The sequence below is a fragment of the Bacillus carboniphilus genome (genome assembly GCF_039522365.1).
Taxonomy (GTDB): Bacteria; Bacillota; Bacilli; order Bacillales; family JC228; genus Bacillus_BF; species Bacillus_BF carboniphilus.
In genome coordinates, this window is record NZ_BAAADJ010000019.1 from 16,162 (window position 1) to 42,921 (window position 26,760).

Here is a 26,760-nt window from a genome sequence, read left to right on the forward strand (position 1 = left end):
AAAAAAAATTGTAAGTATAGAGTATGACAGGATTTTGACATCTCACAATAATAGACGTGAACCAAGAAAAAAAGTAAGCTAATATTGAGTTCAAAAAGAAAGTAGGGTTTTTGTATGCAAACTCGTAAATGGTGGAAAGAAGCAGTGGTTTATCAAGTATACCCACGAAGCTTTAATGATTCCAATGGTGATGGAATCGGAGATATTCCAGGTATCATTGAAAAATTAGATTATCTTAAAGAGTTAGGGATTGATGTAATCTGGCTTTCACCAGTTTATGATTCCCCGAATGATGATAATGGATATGACATTAGTGACTATCGAAATATCATGGATGAATTTGGAACGATGCAGGACTGGGAAAAGCTTTTAGCTGAAATGCATCAAAGAGGGATTAAGCTTGTGATGGATTTAGTAGTAAACCACACATCAGATGAGCATGCTTGGTTTGTGGAGTCCAAAAAATCAAAGGCCAATCCATACCGGGATTATTATATTTGGAGACCAGGTAAAGATGGGAAGGAACCAAATAACTGGGGATCCACTTTTAGTGGTTCTGCTTGGCAGTATGATGAAGCAACAGATGAGTATTTTTTACATATATTCTCGAAGAAACAGCCGGATTTGAATTGGGAGAATCCGACCGTTCGAAAAGAAGTTTACGATATGATGAAATTTTGGCTCGATAAGGGCGTGGATGGATTCCGTATGGATGTCATCAATTTTATTTCTAAAGTTGAGGGCTTACCTGATGCTCCAAATCCTGAAGGGAAAAGATATGCCTCAGGAAGTAAATATTTCATGAACGGACCAAGAATTCACGAATTTTTGCAAGAAATGCATAGAGAAGTATTATCTAAATATGACATTCTCACAGTGGGAGAAATGCCTGGAGTTCGTCCTCCGATGGCCATTGATTATACAGCTGAGGAGAGAAATGAATTAAATATGGTATTCACCTTTGAACATGTGGATGTCGATTCTGGTCCAGAAGGAAAATGGGATTTACGACCATTTGATTTGATTAGACTAAAAGAAATTTTAACAAAGTGGCAAGATGCATTACATGAAAAAGGTTGGAATAGTCTGTACTGGAATAATCATGATCAGCCTCGAATTGTTTCCCGCCTTGGAAACGATACGAAATACAGAGTGAAATCGGCTAAAATGCTTGGGACTTTACTGCATATGATGCAAGGAACTCCTTATATTTATCAAGGAGAAGAGCTTGGGATGACCAATGTTCGTTTTGACTCGATTGATGACTACAAAGACATTGAAATCCTAAATATGTACAAAGAAAAAATCGAACAAGGGAAAAAGCATGAAGATATCATGAAGTCAATCTATGTAAAAGGGAGAGATAATGCACGGACTCCTATGCATTGGGATGACAGTGAGAATGCTGGGTTTACGACTGGAACACCGTGGATTAAGGTGAATCCAAACTACAAAGAGATTAACGCTGAACAAGCTATAAAGGATGAAAAATCAGTTTTTCATTACTATAAGAACCTCATTCAGCTTAGAAAAAATAATGACATTGTTGTTTATGGCAAATATGATCTTCTTCTAAAAGATCATCCACAAGTCTATGCCTATACTCGTACGCTAGAGGATGAACAACTCCTTGTTTTAGCCAATGTATCTGGTGAGGAGCAGGAGATTGACATTCCGTCTCACATTAAACCAGCTTCAGAACCTGAAGTGTTTGTTACGAACGATGAAAAACAGCCATTTAATCAAAAAATGACGTTACAACCTTGGGAAGCAAGGGTATATAAATATAAGGTGTAAGTAAAAGACAAGAGATTCGTCTCTTGTCTTTTTCATAAGGTGTAGTATAAGAGGCAAAATAAAAAGGAGAGTCAAAGGAACTTCCTTTTTATTTTGAATAAAGGAGAAAACTATATGTCAAAGCTTGATTTATCTAGGTTCGAGAAGAAAATGATAGTTCGCAACATGAGAGAAGAAGATATAGATGATATTATCAACCTTGGTAAGATTTGCTTTCCTGGAATGGAACCATGGAAAAGAGATCAATTAGAGAGCCACTTAAGGATGTTCCAAGAAGGCCAATTTGTAGCGGAGTTTGAAGATGAAATCATCGCATCTTGTTCAAGTCTTATCATAGATTTCGACGAATATGATGATCGCCATACTTGGGATGACATTACTGATGGAGGGTACATAACGAACCACAATCCAGAAGGCTATAATTTATACGGCATTGAAGTCATGGTCCATCCGGATTATCGAAGAATGAAATTGGGGCACAGGCTTTATGAGGCCAGAAAAGATTTAGCTCGTAGGTTAAACCTGAAAAGTATTATTATCGGGGGGAGAATTCCGAACTATCATAAGTATGCGGACAAAATGACACCAAGGGAGTATGTGGAGCAAGTTAAAATGCGTAACATTTATGACCCTGTCATGTCCTTTCAGCTTTTTAATGATTTTTCGTTGATGAGGTTGAACCCAGGATATTTACCTGATGATAAAGCCTCTAATAAATATGCAACCCTAATGGAATGGAATAACGTGGACTACCGACCAAAATCCAAGCGTTATTTTAAAACGAGCTTCCCTGTTCGCATTTGTGTCGTCCAGTATGGGATGAGGCAAATTCATAATTTTGAGGAGTTTGAAAACCAGGTTGAGTATTATGTGGATGTGGCTTATGATGCTGGGTCCGATTTCGTTGTATTCCCAGAAATTTTCACAACCCAATTGATGTCTTTCCTGGAAGAAAAAACACCAAGTCTAGCGATACGGAAATTGACAGAGTATACAGAGCAGTATATTGAGTTGTTTACACAATTAGCCGTAAAATACAATGTCAATATAATTGGTGGGTCACACATTGTGAAAGAAGATGACGACCGAATTTATAATATCGCCTATTTGTTTAGACGTGATGGAACGATTGAAAAACAGTATAAGCTACATATTACTCCTAACGAAAAAAGATGGTGGGGAGTCAGCGCAGGAGATACCATTAAGGTATTTGACACGGATTGCGGAAAAATTGGAATTCCGATTTGCTATGATATTGAATTCCCAGAGGTAGCAAGAATTATGACAGAAATGGGAGCAAAAATTATTTTTGTTCCATTCTGTACAGAAGATCGCCAAGGCTATTTACGTGTTCGCTATTGTGCACAAGCTCGTGCAATAGAGAATCAAGTCTACACCGTTATTTCAGGTACTGTGGGGAACTTACCACAGACAGAAAATATGGATATTCAGTATGCACAATCCGCAATTTTTTCTCCTTCTGACTTTGAATTTGCTCGGGATGGAATTGTTGGAGAGACGAATCCAAATATTGAAATGGTCGTAATCGGAGACGTGGACCTTGAAATTTTAAGACGTCAGAGACAAGATGGTTCTGTTATGCAGCTAAAAGATCGCCGACCTGATATTTATGAGGTTAATTACAAACGAAAATAAGCAAACACAACTGAGAGGATGTACAACAACCATGTTAAAAGACAAAGTAGCCATCATTACAGGTGCAACCCGTGGAATTGGAAAAGCGATAGCTTTCAGACTAGCAAAGGAAGGGATGAAGCTTTCATTAGTCGGTAGTTCGGATGAAATTAGGAAGACAGCAGAAGAATTAAAGGCTAAAGGGTATTCGGATGTAGTAGCTTCTCAAGCAGATGTTACGAAGGAGGCCGATGTGACTCGATTTGTTCAGGAGACCTTGGAGGCATATGGACAAATTGACCTTCTAGTTAATAATGCTGGGATAGGATTTTTTAAAGAAGTGGTCGATACGACAGTTGAAGAGTGGTCCAAGTTGTTTGAAGTGAATGTCCAAGGTGTGTTTCTGTCTTCAAAAGGTGTTCTGCCCCATATGAAAGAGAAGAAGAGCGGGACAATTGTTACCATTTCCTCTGATGTCGCGCGCTACACCATTCCAAATGGGTCAGCATACACGGCTTCCAAATATGCTGTTCAAGGATTTTGTGGCTCTCTAGCCCAAGAGGTTCGTGGCGATCGAATTCGAGTAGGAACCATCAATCCCGGTATGGTGGATACGTATTTCGCAAATTCAACCCAAGGCTTACCGGAAAAAGAAGATTGGCTCAAGGTTGAAAATATCGCAGATGCGGTGGTTTATATGGCATCGGCACCGCCACACATGCTGATTGATGAAATTATTCTGCATCCTTTTGCACAGAATTATCCAATAGCATAGAGAGAGAAAGGCCGCGTCGGGGGATGCGGTCTATTTTTACGGTGAAGCTCCGTCTGTCCCGTTTAGTAGTGGCACTCACCTTAAATGGGACAGGTGAAGCTCCGTCTGTCCCGTTTAGTAGTGAACCCCACCTCAAATGGGACAGGTGAAGCTCCGTCTGTCCCGTTTAGTAATGAACCCCACCTCAAATGGGACAGGTGAAGCTCCGTCTGTCCCGTTTAATAATGAACCCCACCTCAAATGGGACAGGTGAAGCCCTGACTGTCCCGTTTGTCAGTTAACCTCGAATCAAATGGGACAGCAGCATACCCTAGCATGCCCGAAGCGTTTGGCTTAACTTTTTCCTTCACATAAACCGGCCCTTCATTCACCTCCCCTCAGACTTTAGTCGTAGAAAAGTTCCTTCCAATTAAGAAGGGTTTTCCCATGTAAAAGCAAATATAATAGAAGTAGAAACAAATGTAGAGGAGAAATCACATGGGGAACTCCATCAATCGGTTAAATGTCTTGAAAAATATTGCGGAGCTATTAAACGAAGGAACAGACCTTGAACTCATGCTTCAAGAAGTTCTTCAAAAACTATTAACATTAACGAACCTTACCACAGGTTGGATTTTTTTAATCGACCAACATGGCAACCGAACGCTAGCTGCCCATGAAAACTTACCTCCAGCACTGGAACATAACAACCGCGCGCCCATGTGTCAGGGAGGCTGTTGGTGTGTTGATAAATTTAATAAAGGCACCTTAAACAAGGCTTCTAATATTATCGAATGTCAGCGAATTGAAATTGTGACAAAACAACAATTAGGGAGTACGTGTGGAATCACTCACCACGCTACGGTTCCTTTAAAAGTAGGTGGAGAACGTTTTGGCTTATTGAATGTAGCCTCTCCGAATAAAACTTTTTTTACGGAAGAAGAGTTGGCTTTATTAGAGGCGACAGCCCATCAAATTGGAGCTGCCATCAAGCGGATTCAATTAACGAAAAAGGAACAGGAATTGGCGCTAAGTGCTGAGCGAAATAGATTGGCTCGTGATCTTCATGATTCGGTCAACCAGCTTCTTTTCTCGATGACTTTAACGGCTCGAGGCGGAAAAGAGATGACAAATGATGAGGGTGTCAAAGAGACCTTCGGCTATATTCAGCAACTAGCACAGCAAGCTCTCAGCGAGATGAGGGCCCTGATATGGCAGCTAAAGCCAAATGGTTTAGAAAATGGTCTTTTACAAGCGATTAAAAGCTATGGAGAAATGATTGAATTACAAGTACAAGACCGTGTTAGTGGTGTTGGTCATCTACCTTCAAACGTGGAAGAAGTACTCTGGAGAGTCAGTCAAGAAGCACTGAATAATTGTAAAAAGCATGCGGGTACGAATGAAATCCTTATCCATATAGAGCACGAAAAAAACCAGGTTAATGTAACAATAGAAGATAAGGGAGTCGGTTTTACTTTTTCTCAGAATCAAAACATTCCAACGCTAGGTTTGAGTAATATGGAGACAAGAGTCCGCTCGGTAGGTGGTACGTTTTCTTTAAAAAGTGAAATCAATAAAGGCACCATTATACAGATAAGCATTCCATTTTAATGGAGAGGTGAAGAAAATGGGGATTCGAATTTTAATTGCAGATGATCATCCGGTTGTTAGGAGAGGGCTTATATTTTTTTTGAAAACGCAATCAGACCTTGATATTGTAGGCGAGGCTAATGATGGGGAGGAAGCGGTCCGTTTGGCTCAATCCCTAAAACCTGATATGATTTTAATGGATTTACTAATGCCCAAATTGAATGGGATTGAGGCAACCAAAGTCATCAAAGATGAGCTTCCACAATCAAAAATTATTATTTTGACAAGTTTTTCTGATCAGGATCAAGTAATACCAGCAATTGAAGCTGGAGCAGACGGTTATCAGTTAAAAGATGTGGAACCCGATGTGCTCGTTCAAGCTATTCGAGAAGTGGTAAACGGCGGAAGATCCCTACACCCAAAGGCAACCAATCATATATTAAACCAGTTTACCAATAAACGGGAATCCGCTGGACGAATTCATGAACTCACAAATCGTGAGAAAGAAGTTTTATCTGAGATCGCAAAGGGAAAAAGCAATAAGGAGATTGCGGCATCTCTTTATATCACAGAAAAAACTGTGAAAACACATGTCTCAAACATTCTTGCAAAGCTTGAACTAGCAGATCGAACACAAGCCGCTCTATATGCGGTTCGAATTGGCCTCGTGCAAAACACTGGTGAATAATCCTTATTCAGCACAACATAAGAGGGAGAGGACAATATGAATATTGTGGTTTTGAGCGGTAGCCCTAGAAAAAAAGGGCGGACAGGCATAGCCACTCGTTTTATCAGTCGTAAATATGATTTTTCATTAATCGACCTTGCGAGTACAGACCTACCATTATTTAATGGAGAAGAAAGCCAAAAACAATTAGAGGTCGTTCAAGATTTGCGAAAAGCCATTAAACAGGCAGATGGTGTCATTTTAGCATCCCCTGAATACCACAGCGCTATGAGTGGCTGTTTAAAAAATGCTTTAGATTTTTTATCTAGTGAGCAATTTGCTCATAAGCCAGTTGCACTTTTAGCTGTAGCTGGTGGAGGAAAAGGTGGAATCAATGCCTTAAATAACATGCGAACGGTTGGACGTGGAGTCTATGCAAACGTCATTCCGCGTCAGCTCGTACTAGATCCGCATTGTTTTGATTATGAAGAGGATGCCCTTGACGAGAACGCAGCCAAATTAGTGGATGCACTTGTAACGGAATTAAAAATGTATGCGGAAAGCTACAAAATGCTTAAAAAAGCAGAATATGTTTAATAAAAAAAGCTGATGGTGCTCCTGTACACCATCAGCTTTTATTCGTCTTGTTTCTTCATAACCCTTCTTCTTAGCCCTTAAACATTTCAATCGTACTTTCCTGGTCGCTGGTCATTTCGATTTGTTCTGTAGCGTGATCAATGTAACGAAGGAGCGAATAAAGGTGAGTTTCTATGACAGAATAATCTTTAGAAAATTGATATGCATGTAAAAAATGTTCAATTTTCTTCGATAAAACGTCATCCTTTGTTCGCACCATCAACAGTAAAAGGTTATCCCATTGAGAACGATGCGTGTAGTACAATGCGCGATCATAGTCGACCGAATTCATTCGTTCTCCTCCTCTCTAAGGAGTTACTTATAGTGTGTGAGGAAAAAACAAAAAGTTGTTCTCTAAAAGTTGGAGATGGCTCTATGACGGCATCGTTATATATTGGAGGTATACCCACAAGTGTCCAAGACCTGCCTTAAGAAAGTAACAGTAGTAATGATTGTTTGTGCCTTCATATTTTTTCACCGTTTGGAAGTAACAGTGGGGTCATCAATTCATACAAACGTTCCATATTCTCCATCCGTTTTAAAACGTGATTTACATGGAATTCACTCTAAGTTTCCAGAGCATGTCAATATACAAACGATTGGCTATTCAGTTCTTGGTTATCCAATTTGGGCTGTACAAGTAGGGAGTGGTAACTATTCGATTGTCATACTTGGCGCGCACCATGGTAGAGAATGGTTAACTTCGACCCTGCTTATGCGAATGATTGAAGACACGGCCATTAAGATGAAAAATAATGACCCAGCATACAAGATTTTGAATGATGTATCGATTACCTTTATCCCTATGGTGAATCCAGATGGTGTACTGATTCAACAAGGATTAGCTGAGAAGGCTACCAAAAAACTTAGTCAAAAATGGATTGCAATGAATGAGGGCGAACGTGATTTTTCAAGGTGGAAATCTAATGCACAAGGGATTGATTTAAATCGGCAATACCCAGCTGGTTGGCCTGAATTGTCTGACCAACCAAATGAGCCATCTTACAAATTTTACAAAGGGAAGAAACCGTTAATTGCTCCAGAAGCAAGGGCAGTATCCCATTTCCTTCATAGAAAAAAACCGCTTCTAGTCGCTACATATCATTCAGCTGGAAGAGAAATTTATTATCGTTTTGGAAAAGAACAGAATGTAAAACGGGATACGGCCATCGCCACTCGAATCGCTGAAGTTACTGGCTATAAATTGGCCAAGCCTCCAAAAAAGGCTACAGGTGGTGGATTAACAGATTGGTTTATCACTGAATTTAGGCGTCCAGCTCTTACGATTGAAATTGGGTCCTATCCGGGAGAAACAAGCTTACCGTTGTCCATTTTTTATGAAGAATGGTTAAGAAATCGTAAGGTCCCATTCGTACTGACACAACTGGCTAGAGAAAATATACATAAAAAAGAAGAATGAGATGACAATAAAAAATAAAACGGAGGATTTCCAATGAAAAAATTGATATCCATTCTTATGCTCATTTCTTTACTACTCACAGGTGTTGTGGCACCCGCGAGCGCTCAACCTGATTATCAAAAATACGGTCGAATTGCATTAGCGCTTGTAAAGGAAGATTATCCAGGTGATCCAGTTAAGGACTACAAATATTTGGGTAGAAAAGAAGGACAAAATAATCAGGTAACCGATTCATTTGAATTTAAAGTGACTGACCAAGGTAAGGAAAAGGCCGTTATAGTTGATATTAAACATGATTTAAATAATCAAAAGACATTAGATATCAGTGTTAGGGAAAAAAATCAAGGTTGAGAAAGAGTGGGATTAGCCGCTCTTTTTTCTGTTTTGTTCATGTTTTTATAATAAATATGAATAATCGTTAATAAAAATAGTTGAAAACATGAATAAAATTGAATAGACTAAAGTAGAGGAAGGAATTTCCTTAATGATGGATAAAGGAGGGCAGGGTGTTTTATTAAAGATGATTAGAGAGGGGAATACACATGTTTTCAGATGAACGAAGAGAAGAAATTTTAAAGATGTTAGAAGAAACAGGGAGAGTATTGGCCAAGGATTTAGCAGAGAAATTTTCGGTATCGATTGATTCCATCAGAAGAGATTTGTCTATTATGGAGGAAAAAGGGCTCCTAAAACGAACGCATGGAGGCGCCATACCTGCAACTAACATTCGGCTATTAGCTCGACCGGCAGATCAGCGTTACGGTCATGGGGATGATTACGCAAACGCAATTGCCAAGAAAGCTGCTTCCTATATCAAAGCGGGCCAAACGATTTTTATGGGTGGTGCCTCCACACATTATTTAATGTTAAAGTATTTGCCGCAGGACGTCCAGTTCACAGTTGTGACGAACGCACTCAGAATTGCAGATGTGTTAAAAGATATGGACAATGTGGAATGCTACGTGATCGGTGGAAAAGTGAAAAAATCCGGCAACATGTCAGATGCCTTTACGAATGAAATGTTGAAGCAGTTCCATTTTGATGTTGCCTTTTTGACAGGTGGGGCCTTAAACGAAAAAGGACTTTCGACGGCAACTCCAGGTGTTGCAGTAGGAGCAAGAGTCGTACACCAACAAGCTAGAACATCCATCTGTTTAATGGGACACTGGGGTTTCGGCTCCACCAACTTTGTCCACATGTTACCGGTTGATGCGTTTGATTTAATCATTACGGATGAGGAAACAGCGGTAGAGCATATTGAGGCTGTGAAAGGTAATGGTGGGAGAGTTGAGATAGCATATAAGGAAGATCTGAAGGGAGCTACAAAATAAGGTGTTCTATAGAAGAAAGTAGTATGTAGTCAAAGAAGGTTTTGTAGAGAACTTCAACCGTCATTTTAACCAAACACTTCTACCAACGCAGCTAAAGTACGGTGCTCGTCTAGTCGGCCGCTGGATGATGAGAGGCTCGGAGGATGTCGAAGTTTTTGCTATCTGGGAATATGATAGCTATGGGGACTATGAAAGAATTGAAGCGGATGTTCGTAAAGACCAGGGGCATGTGCATAACGTCCTGAAATGGTATAACGACAACGGGGGAAGAGAATTTATTATCTACAGTCACTTCCTTCAGGTAAGGAATGAAAAATTAGAGAATACAGTGTTCTGAGTAATGAATGGGCTGTTCAATCAGCTCTCCAATATAAAGGATGAGGGATGAGGAGATATTAGCCTCATCCTTTTTGTTACACTTGTGGTTTGTTAATCTGGATACTATTGAAATACTCTTTCTTGGGAAAATAACGGAACCTGTGTCCGTTTCAAAATCTAGCCGGACACAGGTTCCGTTATATTTATGAAAATGCCGGTTTTTGAGGAAGAAACGGACTCACGTTCCGCTATTCGACTGTTTTGAGTACATTTTCAGCTGATTTTAGCCATTTAACGGAATCTCTGTCCGCGAAACCAATGAAAACACTGTTTTTTTGGCAAATAACGGATTTCCTGTCCGTTTCAAAACCTAGCCAGACGCGGTTTCCTAAAATTTCATCGCTAAATAGATAAACGCGCTTGTTATAGGACTTTATCTGGTCACCATTTGTTCTTAAAAGAATTTTGTACCCCAACCAGTACATGATTCACCCCTTTCACTCATACATTGTGGTAAGAGCTATAAGGGGGAGTAGGCCGATGAAGACAGATGATCGAAAAGCGTTAGAACGTGCTATTAGTGAGATAACAGAGATAGCGAGTGGGCTCGGTCTTGATTTTTACCCAATGAGATATGAAATTTGTCCTTCAGACATCATTTATACATTTGGGGCTTACGGTATGCCTACTCGTTTTTCTCACTGGAGCTTTGGTAAGCAATTTTATAAAATGAAGCTTCATTACGATTTAGGACTTAGTAAAATATATGAACTTGTGATTAACTCAAATCCTTGTTATGCATTTCTCCTTGATTCAAACTCGCTCATCCAGAACAAGCTAATCGTTGCACACGTTTTAGCTCACTGTGATTTCTTTAAGAACAACGTCAGATTTCAAAACACAAAACGAGATATGGTGGAAAGTATGGCTGCGACGGCGGAGCGAATCCGTCAGTATGAAATTGAATATGGAAAGCATGAAGTGGAAAAAACACTAGATGCGGTTCTAGCGATTGAAGAGCATATTGACCCTTCTTTAATGCGTCCAAAATTAGCATGGACCTTGGAGGATACTGAATGGATAGAGGAGGAAGACAAACCTCCTAAATCACCATATGATGATTTATGGTCTTTAGATGAAAAACCAAAGCCAAAACCAAAGAAGAAACGTAAAAAATTCCCGCCACAACCTGAGAAGGATATCCTACTCTTTATTGAACAATACAGTAGGGAGTTAGCAGACTGGCAACGAGACATTGTGACGATGATGAGAGAGGAAATGTTGTATTTCTGGCCTCAGCTTGAAACCAAAATCATGAACGAAGGCTGGGCATCCTATTGGCATCAACGAATTTTACGGGAAATGGAACTAACCTCTGATGAAGCGATTGAGTTTGCTAAATTAAATGCGGGTGTGGTTCAACCATCTAGAACGGGAATCAATCCATATTATTTAGGCATTAAAATTTTTGAAGACATTGAAGAAAGATATAACAATCCGACTGAGGAAATGAAAGCGCGAGGCGTTGAGCCAAATTCCGGCCGTGCGAAAATGTTTGAGGTTAGAGAAATGGAATCGGATATCTCCTTCCTACGAAATTATTTAACCAAGGATTTAGTAACAAGAGAGGATATGTACTTATTCCAGAAGCAAGGGAAGGACTATAAAATAGTCGACAAAGAGTGGACCCAAGTTCGTGACCAGCTAGTAAGTATGAGAGTGAACGGAGGATTCCCTTATATTACGGTGAATGATGGAGATTACTTGCGAAATGGGGAACTCTACCTTAAGCATTGGTATGAAGGCATTGAACTTGATATCAAGTATTTAGAAAAGGTCCTTCCATACGTTTATCAATTGTGGGGGAGGACCACTCACTTAGAATCAGTTATTGAAAATAAACCAATTCTTTTCTCATATGATGGAAAAAGCATGCACCGGAAGTATATATAATTTTTCAAACATGGTTTGTCCTAGGAATCACGGGGCAGACCTATTTTTTTAAAAAGTTTAAACGAAAACATAAGATGATAAAATTGGATGCACACTAAGACCGAAGAAAAATTCTTTACATATAAATTTACGTTCTTTCTCTTGAAAAACACATATAAGTGAACTATTATATAAGCAGATTGTTATATATTGATATAAGGAGGTGCTTTTATGCAAGTTGTAACCGTAGAAATAGAAAAGGCAGCATCCCTGTTAAAACTGCTTGGTGATAAAACCCGTTTAAGGATGGTAAAGATTTTGGAGTGTCATGATTGCTGTGTGTGCGAATTTGTTGAAATTTTTAAAGCCAGTCAACCAGCCATTAGTCAACATGTTCGAAAACTAAAAGATGCTGGAATCGTACGAGAAACAAGGAGAGGACAATGGATCATTTACTCTTTAAATAAGGAAAGTGACTCTTATCCCTTCGTGAAAAACCTGCTAGAACACCTTCCTAGTCAAGATTTTAAGTTGTATGAATTAGAGGAGCAAGGAAAAAGGATTTCATGTGATTAATAGGAGGGAAACTAATTGTTATCAGTCTTCTTAGCATCAGCAATATTTCTAGTCACACTTATATTAGTGATATGGCAGCCAAAAGGCTTATCAATCGGCTGGTCTGCATGTGGCGGAGCTGTGCTCGCTCTACTTATAGGTGTCGTTGACTTTAATGATGTCATAGACGTTACATCAATTGTATGGAACGCGACCTTAGCTTTTATAGCCATTATTATTATTTCTTTAATACTTGATGAAATCGGGTTCTTTGAATGGTCGGCACTCCACATGGCAAGGGCCGCAAAAGGTAATGGAATCCTTATGTTTGTTTATGTTTCGATACTTGGAGCATTAGTGGCAGCGTTTTTTGCTAATGATGGTGCAGCCTTAATTTTGACTCCAATCGTATTAGCCATGGTACGTAATCTAAACTTTAACGAAAAAATGGTATTTCCATTCATCATTGCGAGTGGATTTATTGCGGATACAACTTCTTTACCTTTAGTCGTCAGTAACCTAGTTAACATTGTATCTGCGGATTTCTTTGGGATTGGATTTGCAGAATTTGCATCCAGAATGATTATCCCTAACTTTTTCTCATTAGCAGCTAGTATATTGGTCTTGTATCTATTCTTCCGTAAAAGCATACCGAAGAACTATAAAATGGAACAATTGAAAAAGCCAACAGAAGCGATTCGTGACATTAAAATGTTTCGATTATCTTGGTTGGTATTAGCAATACTACTCATTGGATACTTTGCAAGTGAATTCACGGGTATCCCTGTATCCATTATTGCGAGTATTGTAGCTATCTTTTTCCTTCTTATGGCACGAAAAAGCGCAGCAGTTGATACCCGTACTGTCATAAAAGGCGCACCTTGGGCAATTGTCTTTTTCTCGATAGGCATGTATGTAGTCGTTTATGGATTAAGAAATGAAGGTTTGACTGATTTATTAGCAGTTGTCATTCAGGCAGCCGCGGATCAAGGATTATTTGTAGCAACAGTTGGAATGGGATTCATTGCAGCCATTCTATCTTCTGTGATGAATAATATGCCGACGGTTATGATTGATGCACTTGCCATTGCTGACACAAACACAAGTGGTGTGATTAGAGAAGCACTCATTTATGCAAACGTCATTGGTTCAGATTTAGGACCTAAAATTACCCCAATCGGATCTCTAGCTACTTTGTTATGGCTCCATGTCCTTTCACAAAAAGGAGTTAAAATTTCTTGGGGTACCTATTTTAAAACTGGAATCATTTTAACCATACCAACCTTATTTATTACGTTAGTTGGTTTGTATATATGGTTGTTATTCATTCATTAAACATAAAGGAGAATCAACAATGTCTAAAAAAACTATCTATTTTTTATGTACAGGAAACTCATGCAGAAGCCAAATGGCAGAGGGTTGGGCAAAAAAACATCTAGGTGACGATTGGGAAGTTCGAAGTGCAGGAATTGAAGCACACGGGCTAAATCCTAATGCTGTGAAAGCAATGGAAGAAGTTGGAGTTGATATTTCTAATCAAACTTCAGATATAATTGACCCCGAAATCCTAAACAATGCTGATCTTGTTGTAACTCTATGTGGAGATGCAGCTGACAAATGTCCAGTGACTCCACCACATGTAAAACGAGAGCACTGGGGCTTTGATGACCCTGCTAAAGCAGAAGGAACGGAAGAAGAAAAGTGGGCTGTTTTCGGGAGAGTTCGTGACCAAATTGGAGACCGAATTAAACGGTTTGCGGAAACTGGGGAATAAAAAGGTATGGCGGACAGAGATTCCGTTATTTGGGTAAAACCAGTGGAAAAATCCATTGAAATGGCCAAATAGCGGAACCAAAGTCCGTTTGATCCTCGAAAACCAGCATTTTTATAAAAATAACGGACCGTGTGTCCGGCTGTTGCACGAAGCGGACAGGAAATCCGTTATTTAGCTAAAACATCATATTTTCAAAGGTTTTGCGGACAGAGATTCCGTTATTTGGGTAAAACCAGTGGAAAAACCCATTGAAATGGCCAAATAGCGGAACCAAAGTCCGTTTGAACCTCGAAAACCGGCATTTTTATAAAATTAACGGAACCTGTGTCCGGCTAGTGGTTGATGTCACAAATTATCCCTAGCAAACCTACCTCCCCCACCGAAGCGCAATCGCTCCCCAACCAAGTCCAGCGCCATATCCAACAAGAACAATTAAATCGCCATCTTGGATGTTTCCCTGAAGCACTTCCTCATGTAAGCCAATCGGGATTGTCGGTGCTGATGAGTTTCCATAGTACTGAATGGTTTTGGTATGTACTTTTTCCATTGAGTATCCTAGTGTCTCAATCCCTTTTTCTATAATCCGTAAATTCGATTGATGAGGCACTATAAAGTCCACATCTGATAAAGAGAGACCTGAAATATCTAACACTTTGTCAACAGCTTTTGGTAAAGCGTCAACAGCAAATTCGAAAACAGCTCGTCCATCCATTTTGATGTTTTTATTTTCATCCAGGTGCAAGTACTTACCACCACTTCCGTCCATCTGCATGTGAATGCCTAATATCCCCTTAGACTCAGGAACTCTTCCTACAACAACTGCTGCTGCTCCATCGGAAAACAAAAGGGCTGTTTTTTTATCCATTGGATTTAGTAACGATGAGCATTTATCCACTGCGATAACAAGCACTTTTTGATATAATCCCGTTTGAACAAATTGGGCACCCGTAGATAGTGCTGTGATAAAACTGGAACAACCTGAGTGTAAATCCAACCCAGCACAAGTTGTAGCACCAATCATGTCTTGAACAAGGGCTGCGGTAATATGTGTATCATGGGTATTGGTACCAATAATGACCATATCGATTTCACTGGGATCTACTCCCGAATCTTCAATGGCTCGTTTCCCTGCGACCACACACATGTCAGTTAGGGATGTGTCAGCAGATTCATATCTTCTTTCATGAATTCCTGTCTTTAAGACAATTTCCTCTTCAGTAATACCGAAGCGCTCAGCAATTTCTTTATTTGTAACGACTTTCTCCGGAATATTGACTCCTATCCCCAATATCCCTGCATTGTGTATCATGTTCATTTTTCCCCCATATTTGTATATTTTTACTATTTTATAGTAACAGAAAAGCGGGATACTTTGGCAAAAAATAACATAAGGCGACATAAGCATAATAATTGACGGCAAATGGATATAAGATTTATAATTATCTCGAATTAGAAATATATCCTTTAGAGATATATGAATTCTTACAATTGGAGGAATACATCATGTTGAAAATTGGTATTATTTTAGGAAGTACTCGTCAAGGACGTGTTAGTCCACAAGTTGGTGAGTGGGTGAAAGGAATTGCTGACACGCGCGAAGATGCGCAATATGAAATCTTGGATATTGCGGATTTTAAACTGCCTTTCCTTGGTGAAGGAACAGGAGAAGAGCCTGGTCTTCAAGCTTGGTCTGAAAAATTAAATAGCCTTGATGGATTTGTATTCATCGTACAAGAATATAATCATAGTATTACAGGTGCCCTTAAAAATGCGATTGATTTAGCTCGTGACGAATGGGCAAATAAAGCAGCGGGAATCGTTAGCTACGGTTCAACAGGTGGAGCGCGTGCAGCTGAACACCTTCGTGGGATTCTGGGAGAACTTCAAGTTGCTGACGTTCGTGTTCACCCAACTTTATCTCTATTCACTGACTTTGAAAACTTCAGTGAGTTCAAACCAGCTGATTTACATCTAGATAACGTAAATGCGATGCTTGACCAAGTAAATGCGTGGAGCGGTGCACTAAAACCTTTAAGAGCATAAATATTAGAAAAGAAGCCAAGTTCACCGACGTGAGCATGGCTTCTTTTTTTGGGGGGAATTTTCGTTGGTGATAGGCACTTGTCGAAAAAGGAATTTAGGTTTATTTGCCGAAATGTTAGGTTAGACAAGATAGATGGGAAAAGAGAGGAGTTGGAGGAATGTACGAACTTAAAACAAAGGAAAACGATAATAGCGTTATTGAGTTTATAGAGGCAGTTGAAAATCCAAAGAAAAGAGAAGATGCCTATAAATTATTGGACATCTTTACAGAGACCAGCGGTTATCCAGCAAAGATGTGGGGGCCGAGTATTATCGGGTTCGGGTCGTATCACTATAAGTACGCATCAGGTCACGAAGGGGATGCTCCATTAGTTGGTTTTTCACCTCGAAAAGCAAATTTTAGTCTCTATTTTGCAACAGGTGATACAAAAAGGGAAGAGCTTCTCCAGGACTTTGGAAAGCATAAGGCTGGGAAAGCATGTGTGTATATCAATAAGATTGCAGATATTGATGTCGAAGTTTTAAAGAAGCTTATTACCCAATCCATTACATTCTTAAAAGAGACGTATCCAGATTCATAATGAAAGAGAATTGATGTAAAATTAAGAAAAAATGAGGTAATGTTATCTTTATTCACTAAAACAGCAAAATTCAGTCTCTTTTGAACGAATAAAGCACTATTTAAAGGGGTAAAAGGACTTTACAAATCAAATTATAGAGGCGTATGATTTACTCACATGAAAGTTCATATTCTTTATCGCTTAATCCAAAATGGAGCGGGGGAACCACTTTGTAGAAGCCAATTCTACTTGGGGTGAATCCTTCATTTGAAGGTAGGGTTACTTCCATAACCCGAATCCGACAGCTAACCTCGTAAGCGTATTGGGAGAGGATAAACTTGTGATCAAAAATCAGTAGACCACAGGCTTAGTTCCTTGTGGTCTTTTTGTTGTGTCTAAAAACGAATGTTTGATAATTTGAAATTAGTACTGGTAACATCGTTCACTGCTAAAAACCTTCTCTATAACTTATTTTCTTATTAAGAGACCATAGAAAAAGAGTTTAGAAAGGTCCTTCCCGAGCTTTGAATTTTTTTGACTGTCATTAAAAAATTGTAAGTCTTTCGCTGCATTCTGCAGGATATTCAAATACATGATGATGGAATCGGTTGTGATGTCTGGATCAACATATCCTAACTGCTTTCCTTCTTCAAAGAATTCGATAATATATTTCATTCGATCTTGAAAAAAATCTTGAATGAACAGTGCTAATTCAGGGTCATTATCAATCATCTTATTTAAAAAACTTGGATTAACACCAGAGATCTCAGTGGTATCTATAATTAGTTTTTCAACCTTCTCTGGGAAGCTTAAATCTTCACGTTTTATAGTTTGCAATCTACTTTCCCATTCCCTTTCAAGAAAGGTGTGAACGACGTCTCTAACCAATTCGTCTTTGGTTCCAAAGTGATTATAAATCGTTACCGGAGATACATGTGCTTTCTTTGCTATTTCCGCAAGGGTCACTTTTTCAAAACCAAAGGTAAGAAAAAGGTCCATAGCTACTTTACGGATTTGTTCTTTTTTCTTTTCTGTTCGAAGCTTATACCCGTCCAAAAAACTCACCTCTTTCAATAATAATAGGGCATGATTTGAATGAACTCAAATAAATTTATTCAAATCATTGACGAATCTTATAATGTATGTATATTATGAATAAAATGTATTGAATTTATTCATTTTATTAAAAGTTATAATCCAAGGGAGGAGATTGGCATGTCAGTCATTAGAATAAAGGATTTAACCAAGAAGTTTGGTAGTGTTCAGGTTCTAAAAGGCATCAATCTTGAAGTGAATAAAGGAGAAGTTCTTGGTTTTATTGGACCAAATGGTGCAGGAAAATCCACTACGATTCGAGTCTTATTAGGGATTTTAAAAGCAACTTCAGGGGAGATTTCAATATTTGGGAAAAATGCTTGGGATGATGCTGTAGAAATTCATAAGAAAGTGGCTTACGTTCCAGGTGATGTAAATCTTTGGCCAAACTTAACAGGAGGAGAGGTCATTGATTTATTCATGAAATTAAATGGGACAAAAAATGAATCAAGACGGGATGAACTCATTCGAAAATTCGATTTTGATCCTTCAAAAAAATGTAGAACATATTCGAAAGGAAATAGACAAAAGGTTGCATTAATTGCTGCGTTTTCCACGGACGCAGATTTATATATTCTTGATGAACCTACATCGGGACTAGACCCATTGATGGAAAATGTATTTCAGGAATGTGTTCAAGAAGTAAAAAGACAAGGTAAAAGTGTTCTCCTCTCCAGTCATATTTTATCCGAGGTAGAAAAACTCTGTGACCGAGTGAGTATTATTCGCCAAGGGGAGATTATTGAAACGGGGTCATTAAACGAGCTTCGTCATTTGACACGGACACAAATGCTCGTAGAAACAAAGCAGCCAATCACAGGATTGAACAGTCTACAAGGTATTCATGAAGTAGAAGAAAAAGGTCGCATTCTTACCTTTCAAGTTGATTCTGAACATATGGATACCGTTATTAAACATATTAGTCATTTTGGAATTGTAAAATTAGAAAGTTCACCACCAACTCTAGAGGATTTGTTTATGAGGCACTATGAAAACACAACGGTGACAGAGGTGGGGGCTAATGACTAGTCAGTTAATAGAAAAAACGGCTTTCCTTTCTAGATTCATTATCCGTATGGATCGCATCAGAATTCTATTATGGATAGTGGGGTTAACTTTCTTTACCTTGATCGTACCGATTGCTTTTCAAGATTTATATGGATCTCAACAGGAACGTGATGTAATGGCTAAAACCATGGCCAATCCCGCCATGACAGCAATGGTTGGACCGGGGGATTTAGAAAATTACACGATGGGTGCCATGACAGCACATCAAATGCTACTCATGACCGCAGCTGTTGTAGGGCTAATGAGTATATTGCTAGTATCTCGACACACGAGAGGAGATGAAGAAGACGGCCGCTTAGAAATGATTCGGTCATTACCTACAGGCCGGTTATCCTATTTGAATGCGTCATTGATTTCTATTACAGGTACATGTGTCATTTTAGCGTTAGTAAATGCCCTTGGTCTTTTTGCACTCGGAATTGAGAGTATGGATCTTGAAGGTTCATTTTTATATGGTATAGCACTAGGCGCAACTGGGTTATTTTTTGCAGGCGTTACGGCAGTTTTCGCACAATTATCGGAGAGTTCACGTGGGACAGTTGGCTACTCCATTGCTGTTTTGTTGGTTGCCTATCTTCTTCGGGCCATTACGGATGTAAGTAACGAATCACTATCCTGGTTATCCCCTTTAGGGTGGGTGACAAAAGCGGAAGTTTACTCAACTAACAACTGGCTACCAATTGTGTTGATGGTTGCTGTATCGTTGCTGCTTTTTGCAATAGCCAATTACTTGAACGCTATACGAGATTTGGAACGAGGCTTCCTGCCATCCAAACCAGGAAGAAAAACAGCGTCCAGGCTCCTTCAAAGTCCAGCTGGTCTTGTTTTAAGATTGCAGCGAACAGGCATCATTGCATGGGCAATCGGCATGTATGTATTAGGTGCATCATATGGTTCTGTACTGGGTGACCTTGAGTCTTTCTTTTCAAATAATGAAATGATGCAACAACTTCTACAGCCTGTAGAGGGGATATCTTTAACCGAACAATTTATTCCAATGCTCATGATTGTCATTTCTATATTAGCCACTATCCCACCAGTCATTAGTATGAATAGGTTACGGGGAGAAGAGAAGAAAGATCGAATTGTTCATCTTCTAGGTAGAACAGTTTCGCGAACAAAGCTATTGTCTACCTATCTATTCATCTCCGTAATCAATGGGTTTGTCATGATTTCATTGGCGGCTATTGGACTATGGTCTACTGGTCATGTAGCCATAGAAGAAGGATTAACTTTTGGGATGATTTATGGAGCTGCCATTTCATATTTCCCTGCGTTGCTTGTTATGATAGGTTTAGCTGTCTTTCTAATTGGTATCCTGCCTAAGTTAACGAGTCTTGTTTGGCTGTATGTGTTATATTCATTTATTGTTTTGTACTTAGGTGGTCTATTCCAGTTTTCAGATTGGATCGGAAACATGTCACCATTCGGTCATGTGCCGCAAGCACCAGTGGAGGAGTTTTCACTTTTACCTCTGATCCTATTAAGCTTAGTGGCTGTAGTTCTTACACTACTTGGTATTACTGGTTTTAAAAAACGTGATATCGAATAAGTATCAATCAACACTTGGACTGATTAAATGTTCTGTAGAGCACATTTAATCCTGTCCAAGTTTTTTTTAGTCCATTATTATTCTATTGGGATTGATTATAAATATTTGGTTACTATAAAAAAATAGAAAAAACAAGTTGAGAGTGTGGAGCCTTATGATTTCTAAGCGACATAAATTATTTAACCTTTTCATCATATTAGGACCTTGGTCGACGTTGTTGTTTATTGGTCGAAGAAGTTTTAAACGCTACTCCTTTGCCGGTATCTTTATTGTTATTTTTGAGATTTTCAATCATTTATATGGTCATAAGAAAAAGTGGTGGAAGTTTTACGACCTTCGAAAGTCGTTTGTAAGAGATGAACTTCCTTTTAGTGTAGGCCCATATATGCCCCTTTCCATGTGGTTACTTAAATTTTCGTACGGGAATTTTAAAAAGTTTTTGTTATTAAATGTTATTGCAGATGGAGTCTTCGCTTTTGTTGGAATGGATATTTTTAAAAAAATGAAGATAATAAGGTTAAATCGGTTAAACCGACTTCAGTTTTTCTTGTATATACACTATAAAGCTTATTTATTGTATGGTGCACAATATTTGTATGAGAGAATAACTCGCAGGCAAGGGGAGGGGAAGTTACTTCTAGAGGAAACATAAGCTTAACACATCTCATAGGGAGGGAGGTCTTTTCTTGGCTATAGAAGCTCAGGAGAATCGATATTGTGAGAGTTGTAAAACGGAAACACTACATAAGGCATATGAGGATGCCTTGGAAATACAATTCCGTTGTACTGAATGTAATGAGACTACCCAGGTTTTTAAAACATTTTTTTGAGGCCCGCGTATTCAAAAATTATCACCATAGTGATAAAAAAGAGAAATGGAACTAAACTAAAGTGATTTAGTTTAGTTCCTTTTTTATTTTGATTTTAGACCAGCTGAGAAAAACAATTCATTGTATACGAAACATTTTCGAAATCGTTTTAGCACATTACATTCATAGCCATTTTCGTAAAAAATGTTTAAGTAACCATTTTCTTCTCTTATAAATTTACCTTGGTCTAGCCATTTCATTAACCAGTTACAAATTGGATTTGATTTACACAAGTAGGGTTCAATCGCAACGATTTTCCCGCCTTGCCTCAAGACTCGCTTGAACTCTTTCGCATATTTTATAAGTTCTTCAGAAGATATATGGTGTAAGACGGAAACGATCAAAATGTAGTCAATACTTTGATCTTCCAAAGGTAATGTTTGTTCTTTTAGTACATGAAAATGGTAATCTGGATAGCTTTTCTTTGAGAATATCACTCTTTTTTGATCGGGCTCTAACCCCATATAATTTCCAGGACTAAATAAAGAACAATTTGCACCTGTTCCTGAGCCAAAATCTAAAACGGTTTTATCATTAAAATCAAATGCTAGTTTTAAATTTTGATGAATGTATAAATCTGTAAACCATTTCGGTCGTACTAAATTATGATACAACCTTGGGAAAAATTCAGTAATAATCTTATTCACCGACTTTCGTTTAAAGGAAGGTAACAATGTTACACATTTTTAATTTGTAGCGAAGAGCGAAGATTATTCTTGCAAAATCTGGAATGTAAAAAGAAGGATTCTGTTTTTATTGACACCCATTTATGTATAAACTAATATAATTGATATATGAGCATATGTTCATATAATGAAATAGAGGTGTATTAAAGAATGAAGCATAAAGACGAAGATGTCTTCGAAAATAAGAATACAGAATTGGATGAGGAAACACTATTTCTTGTCACTCAAACGTTCAAAGCTTTATCGGACCCCACTCGGATTCGGATCCTACATCTCATAGCTAACCAGGAATACTCGGTGAATCAGATTGCGGAAAGTTTATCCTTAATGCAGTCCACAGTGTCTCACCAATTAAGGTTTTTGAAAAATTTAAGATTGGTAAAGTACCGTAGAGAGGGAACCACCATATATTATTCACACGATGACGACCATGTGATGTCTTTACTGCATCAAGCAATCGAACACGCATGTCATCATTAAAAGGGGAGAACATTTATGGGACATTCACATCATCACCATCACCATCATGGTCATGACCACCACCACCATCATTCTCACACCACGAATAAAAAGGTATTACTCATCAGCTTTATTCTCATTTTCACATTTATGATTGTAGAGGTAGTAGGTGGATTTATAACGAATAGTCTAGCTTTATTAAGTGACGCAGGTCATATGTTGAGTGATGCAGCTGCTCTGGGGTTGAGCCTGTTTGCTTTTAAAATGGGTGAAAAAGCAGCAACTGCACAGAAGACCTACGGATATAAACGATTTGAAATACTAGCTGCTTTTATAAATGGTATTACACTCGTTGCGATTTCACTTTATATATTCTGGGAGGCGTACCACCGTTTCTTTAACCCGCCGGAAGTCAGTACGGGCATGATGTATATTGCCATTATCGGGTTAATTGTTAATATTGTCGTAGCATGGATTTTACTAAAGGGAGATACTAGTGGAAATCTGAATCTACGAAGCGCACTGCTTCATGTAATTGGAGATATGTTGGGATCAGTTGGAGCCATTACTGCGGGTCTTTTGATTTATTTCTTCGGTTGGAACTTAGCGGATCCGATTGCCAGTGTGCTTGTGGCGTTGTTAGTCCTCATAAGTGGGTGGAGAGTAACAAAGGAATCCATTCATGTTTTGATGGAAGGAGCCCCTGGGCACATTGATTGTAGTAAAATTAAAGAATCACTTTTAGGGATTGGGGGAGTTGAAGATGTACACGACCTCCATGTTTGGGCGATTACTTCAGAGTTTCCAGCGTTAAGCTGTCATATGGTAGTAAATGAAGAGGCTGACCGGGACTCGATTTTAGAAAAGGCATCAAATCTCCTAAGAGATCAATTTCATCTTACACACACAACCATTCAGCTTGAAGGTGTAAACTTTGAACACCATAGGGAGAATGAGTTTTGTCACTAGGGACTTTAAACAAAGTCCCATTTTTTGTTTAAGGGTTTAATTGTATTTTACATAGGTACATACTATTGAATGGAAGGAGGAATTGACATGGGTTTGGATGTGTTTTTTTATGTAGTGATTGCAGCTCTTGCAAATATATTAGGTGGACTTATAATTTTTATCAAAAAAGATTGGTCAAAAAATGCCCTAAATGCGTTAATGGCGATAAGTGCGGGGATGTTGTTAGCCATTGCCATTTTAGATTTAATCCCTGAAGTCTTAGAAGTACATCATGAACATGCTATATATATTTTAGCTGGAATTGCTATCATTTTCTTCTTCCAACAGTTCGTCGCTAATCATTTTCATTTTGGTGAAGAAACGCATAAGCATTCGATTTCAAGCAGTGCTATAACAGGGGCACTCATTGGGATGGTGATTCACACCTTCTTCGATGGATTTTCTATTGTTGCTAGTTTTGAAATTGATTTTTCACTAGGCATAACAGTTTTGACTGCCATTCTATTACATAAAATTCCCGATGGTTTAACGATATCATCGATCGTATTTTCATTTTTGAGAGATAAGAAAAAAGCTTTTATGGCAGCAACACTATTAGGACTGTCTACGATTGCAGGTGCGGTGGTGGCTGCTATCGTGACGCCAACTAGTAATAACATAGATTTAGGCTCAATTGCGGTTTCCTTTACAGCTGGAATTTTTATCTATGTAGCCTGCGCGGACTTATTACCTGAGGTCAATAAAAGTGATAACCGTTTTGTATCGTCCTTTTTCCTAATTGGTATTTTTGTTTATTTTTTAATCAAATGGATCGTCGACCAGTCAACATTTCATAGTCATTAAGTTTTGAACTTTTTGTTTCATTTTTAAAATATGGTTGAGAATAAGTGTTGGAAAAGATAGGATGTACATAGTAAGTGGTTCGCTGTTTAACAAAAATAAAAGGAGAAATACATATGTACAATATTTTTTATCAGTCTCATGCTGGTTCATGGGCGATTTTAATTATTTTGTTCTTGATTAGCTATTTTGCAAGAAAACAAAAAATTAGTGTCATGCTTCAAAGATTGTTTTATATCATTATGCTAGTGTCTGGTATCGGTATGGTATTCATAATGGGCTTCCCACTTCTTTATGTAGTAAAAGGATTTTTGGCGATCCTACTAATTGGTACCATGGAAATGCTAACAATCCGTTCTAGAAAAGGAAGTCCAGTTGGAGGCATTTGGGCTGGTTTTGTCATTTTACTAGCCATTGTTGTTTTAATCGGGTATGATGTTATTTCGTTCTAATCAAAAAAGGTCTAACCTCACTCAGTGGGAGGTTAGACCTTTTTTTAATGATCGGCTAATTTTGCCTTAGCTTTATTGTAAACAGCAATCCGATTCACAAGTTCAGAACTGTCTTTGTTAAGTCCTTTAATCGTGACGTTTACTCCGTTTTGTTTAAGCTTTAAAACAATTTTATCAACAGCACCAACAGCAGAATCATCCCACAGATGGGCGTGTGTAAAGTCTACTATAACTTCTTTCGCTGTTTCTGTTTTTAAATCAAACTGAGAAACAAGATCTGTCACAGAAGCAAAGAAAAGTTGACCTCTTACTGTGTAAGTTTTTCTTTGTTGTGCTTCATCCCACTGTGTCTCGACTTTTACCTTGGAGATTTTAGCGGCAAAAAGAATGGCGCTTAACAGTACTCCAGCAAGAACTCCTTTTGAGAGGTCATGTGTGAATACGACAGTCACAACCGTAACGATCATGACGAGTGCGTCACCTCTAGGCATAATGTGGAGCTTCGTTAAGGAAGACCAGTCAAACGTACCGATGGATACCATGATCATAACCCCAACTAATGCTGCCATTGGAATTTGGACAAGTACATCCTGAAGTAGGATAATTAGTACCATTAGAAATGCACCAGCAATAAAAGTAGAAAGCCTTCCACGACCACCAGATTTTACGTTTATGACAGATTGGCCAATCATGGCACAACCGGCCATACCACCGAAAAATCCAGCTACAATGTTCGCAATTCCTTGCCCTTTTGCTTCTTTATTCTTATCACTTTCTGTGTCAGTAAAATCATCCACAATTTGTGCAGTTAGTAGAGATTCTAATAAACCAACCATAGCCAGTGCAAAAGAATATGGAAGAATGATCATGAGTGTTTCAAAGTTCAATGGAATTTCAGGAATCAGAAACATAGGTAACGCATTTGTAAGTTCCCCCATATCTCCAACTGTTCGTACAGAAACACCAGTTGTAACAGCAATGATCGTCATCACAATAATGGCAACTAAAGCACTTGGTACAGCTTTCGTAACTCTTGGTAATAGATAAATAATCGCAAGAGATCCAGCAACCATTACGTACATCAACCAAGATTCACCGACAAAGTGAGGCAACTGCGCCATGAAAATTAGGATGGCAAGTGCGTTCACAAACCCTGTCATAACAGAACGTGGAATGAATTTCATCAGTTTACCAAGCTTAAAGACACCTAGTAAAAATTGAATAATACCAGTTAAAATCGTAGCTGCAAGTAAATACTGTAATCCATGGTCGGCTACCAATGTCACCATTAGTAATGCCATGGCACCTGTTGCAGCAGAGATCATTCCCGGTCTGCCACCGACAAATGAAATAACAACCGCAATACAAAAGGAAGCATAAAGTCCAACCATTGGGTCTACTCCTGCAATAATCGAAAAAGCAATGGCTTCAGGAATTAGAGCAAGTGCTACCACAATACCAGACAAAATATCTCCTCTAATATTGCCAAACCATTCTTGTTTAATTGTTTGAATGTTCAACTTTGCACCTCTTTCTTCATATTGATTGCTCCCAGACCATCCGAGAGCTATTCCGAAGTCAACGAGGTGGATTATAGCATGATTTTACGCTTATACGTTAATGGCAAGAAAGCGATAAAATAGCTATCAATCTATTAAATGCTCTATATTTCTATCATTTACTATGAAAGTTGCAAAATCACAGCGGGAACAAAAGTAAAACTATTTAAAATAGTTTGTTAAATGGAAAAACCGCTGA

At 38.6% G+C, this 26,760-nt stretch carries 28 protein-coding genes, 1 pseudogene and 1 riboswitch; of the genes and pseudogenes, 23 read left to right on the forward strand and 6 right to left on the reverse strand.

Annotated features, from left to right (window positions below):
* The first annotated feature begins 114 nt into the window (after window positions 1-114).
* The 6 genes from ABDZ91_RS09280 to ABDZ91_RS09305 all read left to right on the forward strand — a co-directional run bounded on the left by ABDZ91_RS09280 (window position 115) and on the right by ABDZ91_RS09305 (window position 7,040).
* Complete coding sequence (locus tag ABDZ91_RS09280) at window positions 115-1,797, forward strand: glycoside hydrolase family 13 protein (protein ID WP_343798348.1); 1,683 nt, start codon at window positions 115-117, stop codon at window positions 1,795-1,797.
* A 114-nt stretch (window positions 1,798-1,911) separates the two neighbouring features.
* The gene (locus tag ABDZ91_RS09285) at window positions 1,912-3,453 is read left to right on the forward strand and encodes a GNAT family N-acetyltransferase (RefSeq protein WP_343798350.1); all 1,542 of its coding nucleotides are present in this window, start codon (window positions 1,912-1,914) and stop codon (window positions 3,451-3,453) included.
* Window positions 3,454-3,484: 31 nt separating this feature from the next.
* Window positions 3,485-4,207: an SDR family oxidoreductase gene (locus ABDZ91_RS09290; protein ID WP_343798352.1), complete on the forward strand. Its 723-nt coding sequence runs from the start codon at window positions 3,485-3,487 to the stop codon at window positions 4,205-4,207.
* A gap of 477 nt (window positions 4,208-4,684) precedes the next feature.
* On the forward strand, window positions 4,685-5,797 hold the full coding sequence (locus ABDZ91_RS09295) for a GAF domain-containing sensor histidine kinase (RefSeq protein ID WP_343798354.1): 1,113 nt from the start codon (window positions 4,685-4,687) through the stop codon (window positions 5,795-5,797).
* Window positions 5,798-5,813: 16 nt separating this feature from the next.
* Window positions 5,814-6,464, forward strand: coding sequence for a response regulator (locus tag ABDZ91_RS09300; RefSeq protein WP_343798355.1), 651 nt, complete (start codon window positions 5,814-5,816; stop codon window positions 6,462-6,464).
* Between the two features lie 36 nt (window positions 6,465-6,500).
* On the forward strand, window positions 6,501-7,040 hold the full coding sequence (locus ABDZ91_RS09305) for an NADPH-dependent FMN reductase (protein WP_343798357.1): 540 nt from the start codon (window positions 6,501-6,503) through the stop codon (window positions 7,038-7,040).
* Window positions 7,041-7,110: 70 nt separating this feature from the next.
* On the opposite strand, the gene ABDZ91_RS09310 is transcribed toward ABDZ91_RS09305, so the two are convergent.
* A complete protein-coding gene (locus ABDZ91_RS09310) occupies window positions 7,111-7,371 on the reverse strand; it encodes a YhdB family protein (protein ID WP_343798359.1) in 261 nt (86 codons plus the stop codon).
* 120 nt (window positions 7,372-7,491) lie between these two features.
* Here ABDZ91_RS09310 and ABDZ91_RS09315 point away from each other — a divergent pair, with 120 nt between their 5' ends.
* The 4 genes and pseudogenes from ABDZ91_RS09315 (at window position 7,492) to ABDZ91_RS09330 (ending at window position 10,167) form a co-directional block, all read left to right on the forward strand.
* Window positions 7,492-8,499 carry a M14 family zinc carboxypeptidase gene (locus ABDZ91_RS09315; RefSeq protein ID WP_343798362.1) on the forward strand — a complete coding sequence of 336 codons (1,008 nt, stop codon included), beginning with the start codon at window positions 7,492-7,494 and terminating at the stop codon, window positions 8,497-8,499.
* A gap of 33 nt (window positions 8,500-8,532) precedes the next feature.
* On the forward strand, window positions 8,533-8,850 hold the full coding sequence (locus ABDZ91_RS09320) for a DUF3889 domain-containing protein (RefSeq protein WP_343798364.1): 318 nt from the start codon (window positions 8,533-8,535) through the stop codon (window positions 8,848-8,850).
* Window positions 8,851-9,041: 191 nt separating this feature from the next.
* The gene (locus ABDZ91_RS09325; RefSeq protein WP_343798366.1) at window positions 9,042-9,830 is read left to right on the forward strand and encodes a DeoR/GlpR family DNA-binding transcription regulator; all 789 of its coding nucleotides are present in this window, start codon (window positions 9,042-9,044) and stop codon (window positions 9,828-9,830) included.
* Between the two features lies 1 nt (window position 9,831).
* Window positions 9,832-10,167, forward strand: a pseudogene (locus tag ABDZ91_RS09330) (NIPSNAP family protein).
* A gap of 229 nt (window positions 10,168-10,396) precedes the next feature.
* Here the strand turns inward: ABDZ91_RS09330 and ABDZ91_RS09335 are convergent.
* On the reverse strand, window positions 10,397-10,633 hold the full coding sequence (locus ABDZ91_RS09335; protein WP_343798368.1) for a hypothetical protein: 237 nt from the start codon (window positions 10,631-10,633) through the stop codon (window positions 10,397-10,399).
* 55 nt (window positions 10,634-10,688) lie between these two features.
* On the opposite strand from ABDZ91_RS09335, the gene ABDZ91_RS09340 reads away from it, so the two are divergent.
* The 4 genes from ABDZ91_RS09340 (at window position 10,689) to arsC (ending at window position 14,409) form a co-directional block, all read left to right on the forward strand.
* Window positions 10,689-12,101, forward strand: a complete 1,413-nt coding sequence (locus ABDZ91_RS09340) for a SpoVR family protein (RefSeq protein WP_343798370.1) — start codon at window positions 10,689-10,691, stop codon at window positions 12,099-12,101.
* A gap of 210 nt (window positions 12,102-12,311) precedes the next feature.
* Window positions 12,312-12,656 (forward strand): ArsR/SmtB family transcription factor, encoded by a 345-nt coding sequence (locus ABDZ91_RS09345; RefSeq protein WP_343798371.1) that lies wholly within the window; start codon window positions 12,312-12,314, stop codon window positions 12,654-12,656.
* A gap of 15 nt (window positions 12,657-12,671) precedes the next feature.
* Window positions 12,672-13,970 carry an arsenic transporter gene (locus tag ABDZ91_RS09350; protein WP_343798372.1) on the forward strand — a complete coding sequence of 433 codons (1,299 nt, stop codon included), beginning with the start codon at window positions 12,672-12,674 and terminating at the stop codon, window positions 13,968-13,970.
* Window positions 13,971-13,989: 19 nt separating this feature from the next.
* Entirely contained in the window at window positions 13,990-14,409 is a 420-nt protein-coding gene (gene arsC / locus ABDZ91_RS09355) for an arsenate reductase (thioredoxin) (protein ID WP_343798374.1), read from the forward strand.
* A 367-nt stretch (window positions 14,410-14,776) separates the two neighbouring features.
* Here arsC and ABDZ91_RS09360 read toward each other — a convergent pair whose 3' ends face one another.
* Entirely contained in the window at window positions 14,777-15,724 is a 948-nt protein-coding gene (locus ABDZ91_RS09360; RefSeq protein WP_343798376.1) for a 3-oxoacyl-ACP synthase III family protein, read from the reverse strand.
* 188 nt (window positions 15,725-15,912) lie between these two features.
* On the opposite strand from ABDZ91_RS09360, the gene ABDZ91_RS09365 reads away from it, so the two are divergent.
* Together ABDZ91_RS09365 and ABDZ91_RS09370 are read left to right on the forward strand one after the other, a co-directional pair.
* Complete coding sequence (locus tag ABDZ91_RS09365; protein WP_343798378.1) at window positions 15,913-16,452, forward strand: NADPH-dependent FMN reductase; 540 nt, start codon at window positions 15,913-15,915, stop codon at window positions 16,450-16,452.
* A 158-nt stretch (window positions 16,453-16,610) separates the two neighbouring features.
* Window positions 16,611-17,033, forward strand: a complete 423-nt coding sequence (locus ABDZ91_RS09370; protein WP_343798380.1) for a DUF1801 domain-containing protein — start codon at window positions 16,611-16,613, stop codon at window positions 17,031-17,033.
* A 167-nt stretch (window positions 17,034-17,200) separates the two neighbouring features.
* Window positions 17,201-17,348: riboswitch (cyclic di-AMP (ydaO/yuaA leader) on the forward strand.
* A 132-nt stretch (window positions 17,349-17,480) separates the two neighbouring features.
* Here the strand turns inward: ABDZ91_RS09370 and ABDZ91_RS09375 are convergent.
* Window positions 17,481-18,068, reverse strand: coding sequence for a TetR/AcrR family transcriptional regulator (locus ABDZ91_RS09375; RefSeq protein ID WP_343798383.1), 588 nt, complete (start codon window positions 18,066-18,068; stop codon window positions 17,481-17,483).
* A gap of 159 nt (window positions 18,069-18,227) precedes the next feature.
* Between ABDZ91_RS09375 and ABDZ91_RS09380 the strand changes: the two genes are divergently transcribed.
* The 3 genes from ABDZ91_RS09380 to ABDZ91_RS09390 all read left to right on the forward strand — a co-directional run bounded on the left by ABDZ91_RS09380 (window position 18,228) and on the right by ABDZ91_RS09390 (window position 21,379).
* On the forward strand, window positions 18,228-19,136 hold the full coding sequence (locus ABDZ91_RS09380) for an ABC transporter ATP-binding protein (protein ID WP_343798385.1): 909 nt from the start codon (window positions 18,228-18,230) through the stop codon (window positions 19,134-19,136).
* Window positions 19,129-20,727 (forward strand): ABC transporter permease, encoded by a 1,599-nt coding sequence (locus tag ABDZ91_RS09385; RefSeq protein ID WP_343798387.1) that lies wholly within the window; start codon window positions 19,129-19,131, stop codon window positions 20,725-20,727. Before ABDZ91_RS09380 ends, ABDZ91_RS09385 begins: the two co-directional genes overlap by 8 nt.
* Before the next feature lie 154 nt (window positions 20,728-20,881).
* Window positions 20,882-21,379, forward strand: a complete 498-nt coding sequence (locus ABDZ91_RS09390; RefSeq protein WP_343798389.1) for a hypothetical protein — start codon at window positions 20,882-20,884, stop codon at window positions 21,377-21,379.
* A 261-nt stretch (window positions 21,380-21,640) separates the two neighbouring features.
* On the opposite strand, the gene ABDZ91_RS09395 is transcribed toward ABDZ91_RS09390, so the two are convergent.
* Complete coding sequence (locus ABDZ91_RS09395) at window positions 21,641-22,243, reverse strand: class I SAM-dependent methyltransferase (RefSeq protein WP_343798390.1); 603 nt, start codon at window positions 22,241-22,243, stop codon at window positions 21,641-21,643.
* Between the two features lie 189 nt (window positions 22,244-22,432).
* Between ABDZ91_RS09395 and ABDZ91_RS09400 the strand changes: the two genes are divergently transcribed.
* The 4 genes from ABDZ91_RS09400 (at window position 22,433) to ABDZ91_RS09415 (ending at window position 25,002) form a co-directional block, all read left to right on the forward strand.
* Complete coding sequence (locus ABDZ91_RS09400) at window positions 22,433-22,762, forward strand: ArsR/SmtB family transcription factor (protein ID WP_343798391.1); 330 nt, start codon at window positions 22,433-22,435, stop codon at window positions 22,760-22,762.
* Window positions 22,763-22,777: 15 nt separating this feature from the next.
* On the forward strand, window positions 22,778-23,710 hold the full coding sequence (locus tag ABDZ91_RS09405) for a cation diffusion facilitator family transporter (RefSeq protein WP_343798393.1): 933 nt from the start codon (window positions 22,778-22,780) through the stop codon (window positions 23,708-23,710).
* Between the two features lie 87 nt (window positions 23,711-23,797).
* Complete coding sequence (locus tag ABDZ91_RS09410; protein ID WP_343798396.1) at window positions 23,798-24,553, forward strand: ZIP family metal transporter; 756 nt, start codon at window positions 23,798-23,800, stop codon at window positions 24,551-24,553.
* 113 nt (window positions 24,554-24,666) lie between these two features.
* Window positions 24,667-25,002, forward strand: a complete 336-nt coding sequence (locus ABDZ91_RS09415; RefSeq protein ID WP_343798398.1) for a DUF1516 family protein — start codon at window positions 24,667-24,669, stop codon at window positions 25,000-25,002.
* 44 nt (window positions 25,003-25,046) lie between these two features.
* On the opposite strand, the gene ABDZ91_RS09420 is transcribed toward ABDZ91_RS09415, so the two are convergent.
* Window positions 25,047-26,522, reverse strand: coding sequence for a SulP family inorganic anion transporter (locus ABDZ91_RS09420; RefSeq protein WP_343798399.1), 1,476 nt, complete (start codon window positions 26,520-26,522; stop codon window positions 25,047-25,049).
* Window positions 26,523-26,760 lie beyond the last annotated feature (238 nt).

Excerpts from the sequence above, each read along its gene's own strand:
- ABDZ91_RS09280 (WP_343798348.1), top strand. The coding sequence starts at position 115 with ATGCAAACTCGTAAATGGTGGAAAGAAGCAGTGGTTTATCAAGTATAC.
- ABDZ91_RS09285 (WP_343798350.1), top strand. The coding sequence starts at position 1,912 with ATGTCAAAGCTTGATTTATCTAGGTTCGAGAAGAAAATGATAGTTCGC.
- ABDZ91_RS09290 (WP_343798352.1), top strand. The coding sequence starts at position 3,485 with ATGTTAAAAGACAAAGTAGCCATCATTACAGGTGCAACCCGTGGAATT.
- ABDZ91_RS09295 (WP_343798354.1), top strand. The coding sequence starts at position 4,685 with ATGGGGAACTCCATCAATCGGTTAAATGTCTTGAAAAATATTGCGGAG.
- ABDZ91_RS09300 (WP_343798355.1), top strand. The coding sequence starts at position 5,814 with ATGGGGATTCGAATTTTAATTGCAGATGATCATCCGGTTGTTAGGAGA.
- ABDZ91_RS09305 (WP_343798357.1), top strand. The coding sequence starts at position 6,501 with ATGAATATTGTGGTTTTGAGCGGTAGCCCTAGAAAAAAAGGGCGGACA.
- ABDZ91_RS09310 (WP_343798359.1), bottom strand. The coding sequence starts at position 7,371 with ATGAATTCGGTCGACTATGATCGCGCATTGTACTACACGCATCGTTCT.
- ABDZ91_RS09320 (WP_343798364.1), top strand. The coding sequence starts at position 8,533 with ATGAAAAAATTGATATCCATTCTTATGCTCATTTCTTTACTACTCACA.
- ABDZ91_RS09325 (WP_343798366.1), top strand. The coding sequence starts at position 9,042 with ATGTTTTCAGATGAACGAAGAGAAGAAATTTTAAAGATGTTAGAAGAA.
- ABDZ91_RS09335 (WP_343798368.1), bottom strand. The coding sequence starts at position 10,633 with ATGTACTGGTTGGGGTACAAAATTCTTTTAAGAACAAATGGTGACCAG.
- ABDZ91_RS09340 (WP_343798370.1), top strand. The coding sequence starts at position 10,689 with ATGAAGACAGATGATCGAAAAGCGTTAGAACGTGCTATTAGTGAGATA.
- ABDZ91_RS09345 (WP_343798371.1), top strand. The coding sequence starts at position 12,312 with ATGCAAGTTGTAACCGTAGAAATAGAAAAGGCAGCATCCCTGTTAAAA.
- arsC (WP_343798374.1), top strand. The coding sequence starts at position 13,990 with ATGTCTAAAAAAACTATCTATTTTTTATGTACAGGAAACTCATGCAGA.
- ABDZ91_RS09360 (WP_343798376.1), bottom strand. The coding sequence starts at position 15,724 with ATGAACATGATACACAATGCAGGGATATTGGGGATAGGAGTCAATATT.
- ABDZ91_RS09365 (WP_343798378.1), top strand. The coding sequence starts at position 15,913 with ATGTTGAAAATTGGTATTATTTTAGGAAGTACTCGTCAAGGACGTGTT.
- ABDZ91_RS09370 (WP_343798380.1), top strand. The coding sequence starts at position 16,611 with ATGTACGAACTTAAAACAAAGGAAAACGATAATAGCGTTATTGAGTTT.
- ABDZ91_RS09380 (WP_343798385.1), top strand. The coding sequence starts at position 18,228 with ATGTCAGTCATTAGAATAAAGGATTTAACCAAGAAGTTTGGTAGTGTT.
- ABDZ91_RS09385 (WP_343798387.1), top strand. The coding sequence starts at position 19,129 with ATGACTAGTCAGTTAATAGAAAAAACGGCTTTCCTTTCTAGATTCATT.
- ABDZ91_RS09390 (WP_343798389.1), top strand. The coding sequence starts at position 20,882 with ATGATTTCTAAGCGACATAAATTATTTAACCTTTTCATCATATTAGGA.
- ABDZ91_RS09400 (WP_343798391.1), top strand. The coding sequence starts at position 22,433 with ATGAAGCATAAAGACGAAGATGTCTTCGAAAATAAGAATACAGAATTG.
- ABDZ91_RS09405 (WP_343798393.1), top strand. The coding sequence starts at position 22,778 with ATGGGACATTCACATCATCACCATCACCATCATGGTCATGACCACCAC.
- ABDZ91_RS09410 (WP_343798396.1), top strand. The coding sequence starts at position 23,798 with ATGGGTTTGGATGTGTTTTTTTATGTAGTGATTGCAGCTCTTGCAAAT.
- ABDZ91_RS09415 (WP_343798398.1), top strand. The coding sequence starts at position 24,667 with ATGTACAATATTTTTTATCAGTCTCATGCTGGTTCATGGGCGATTTTA.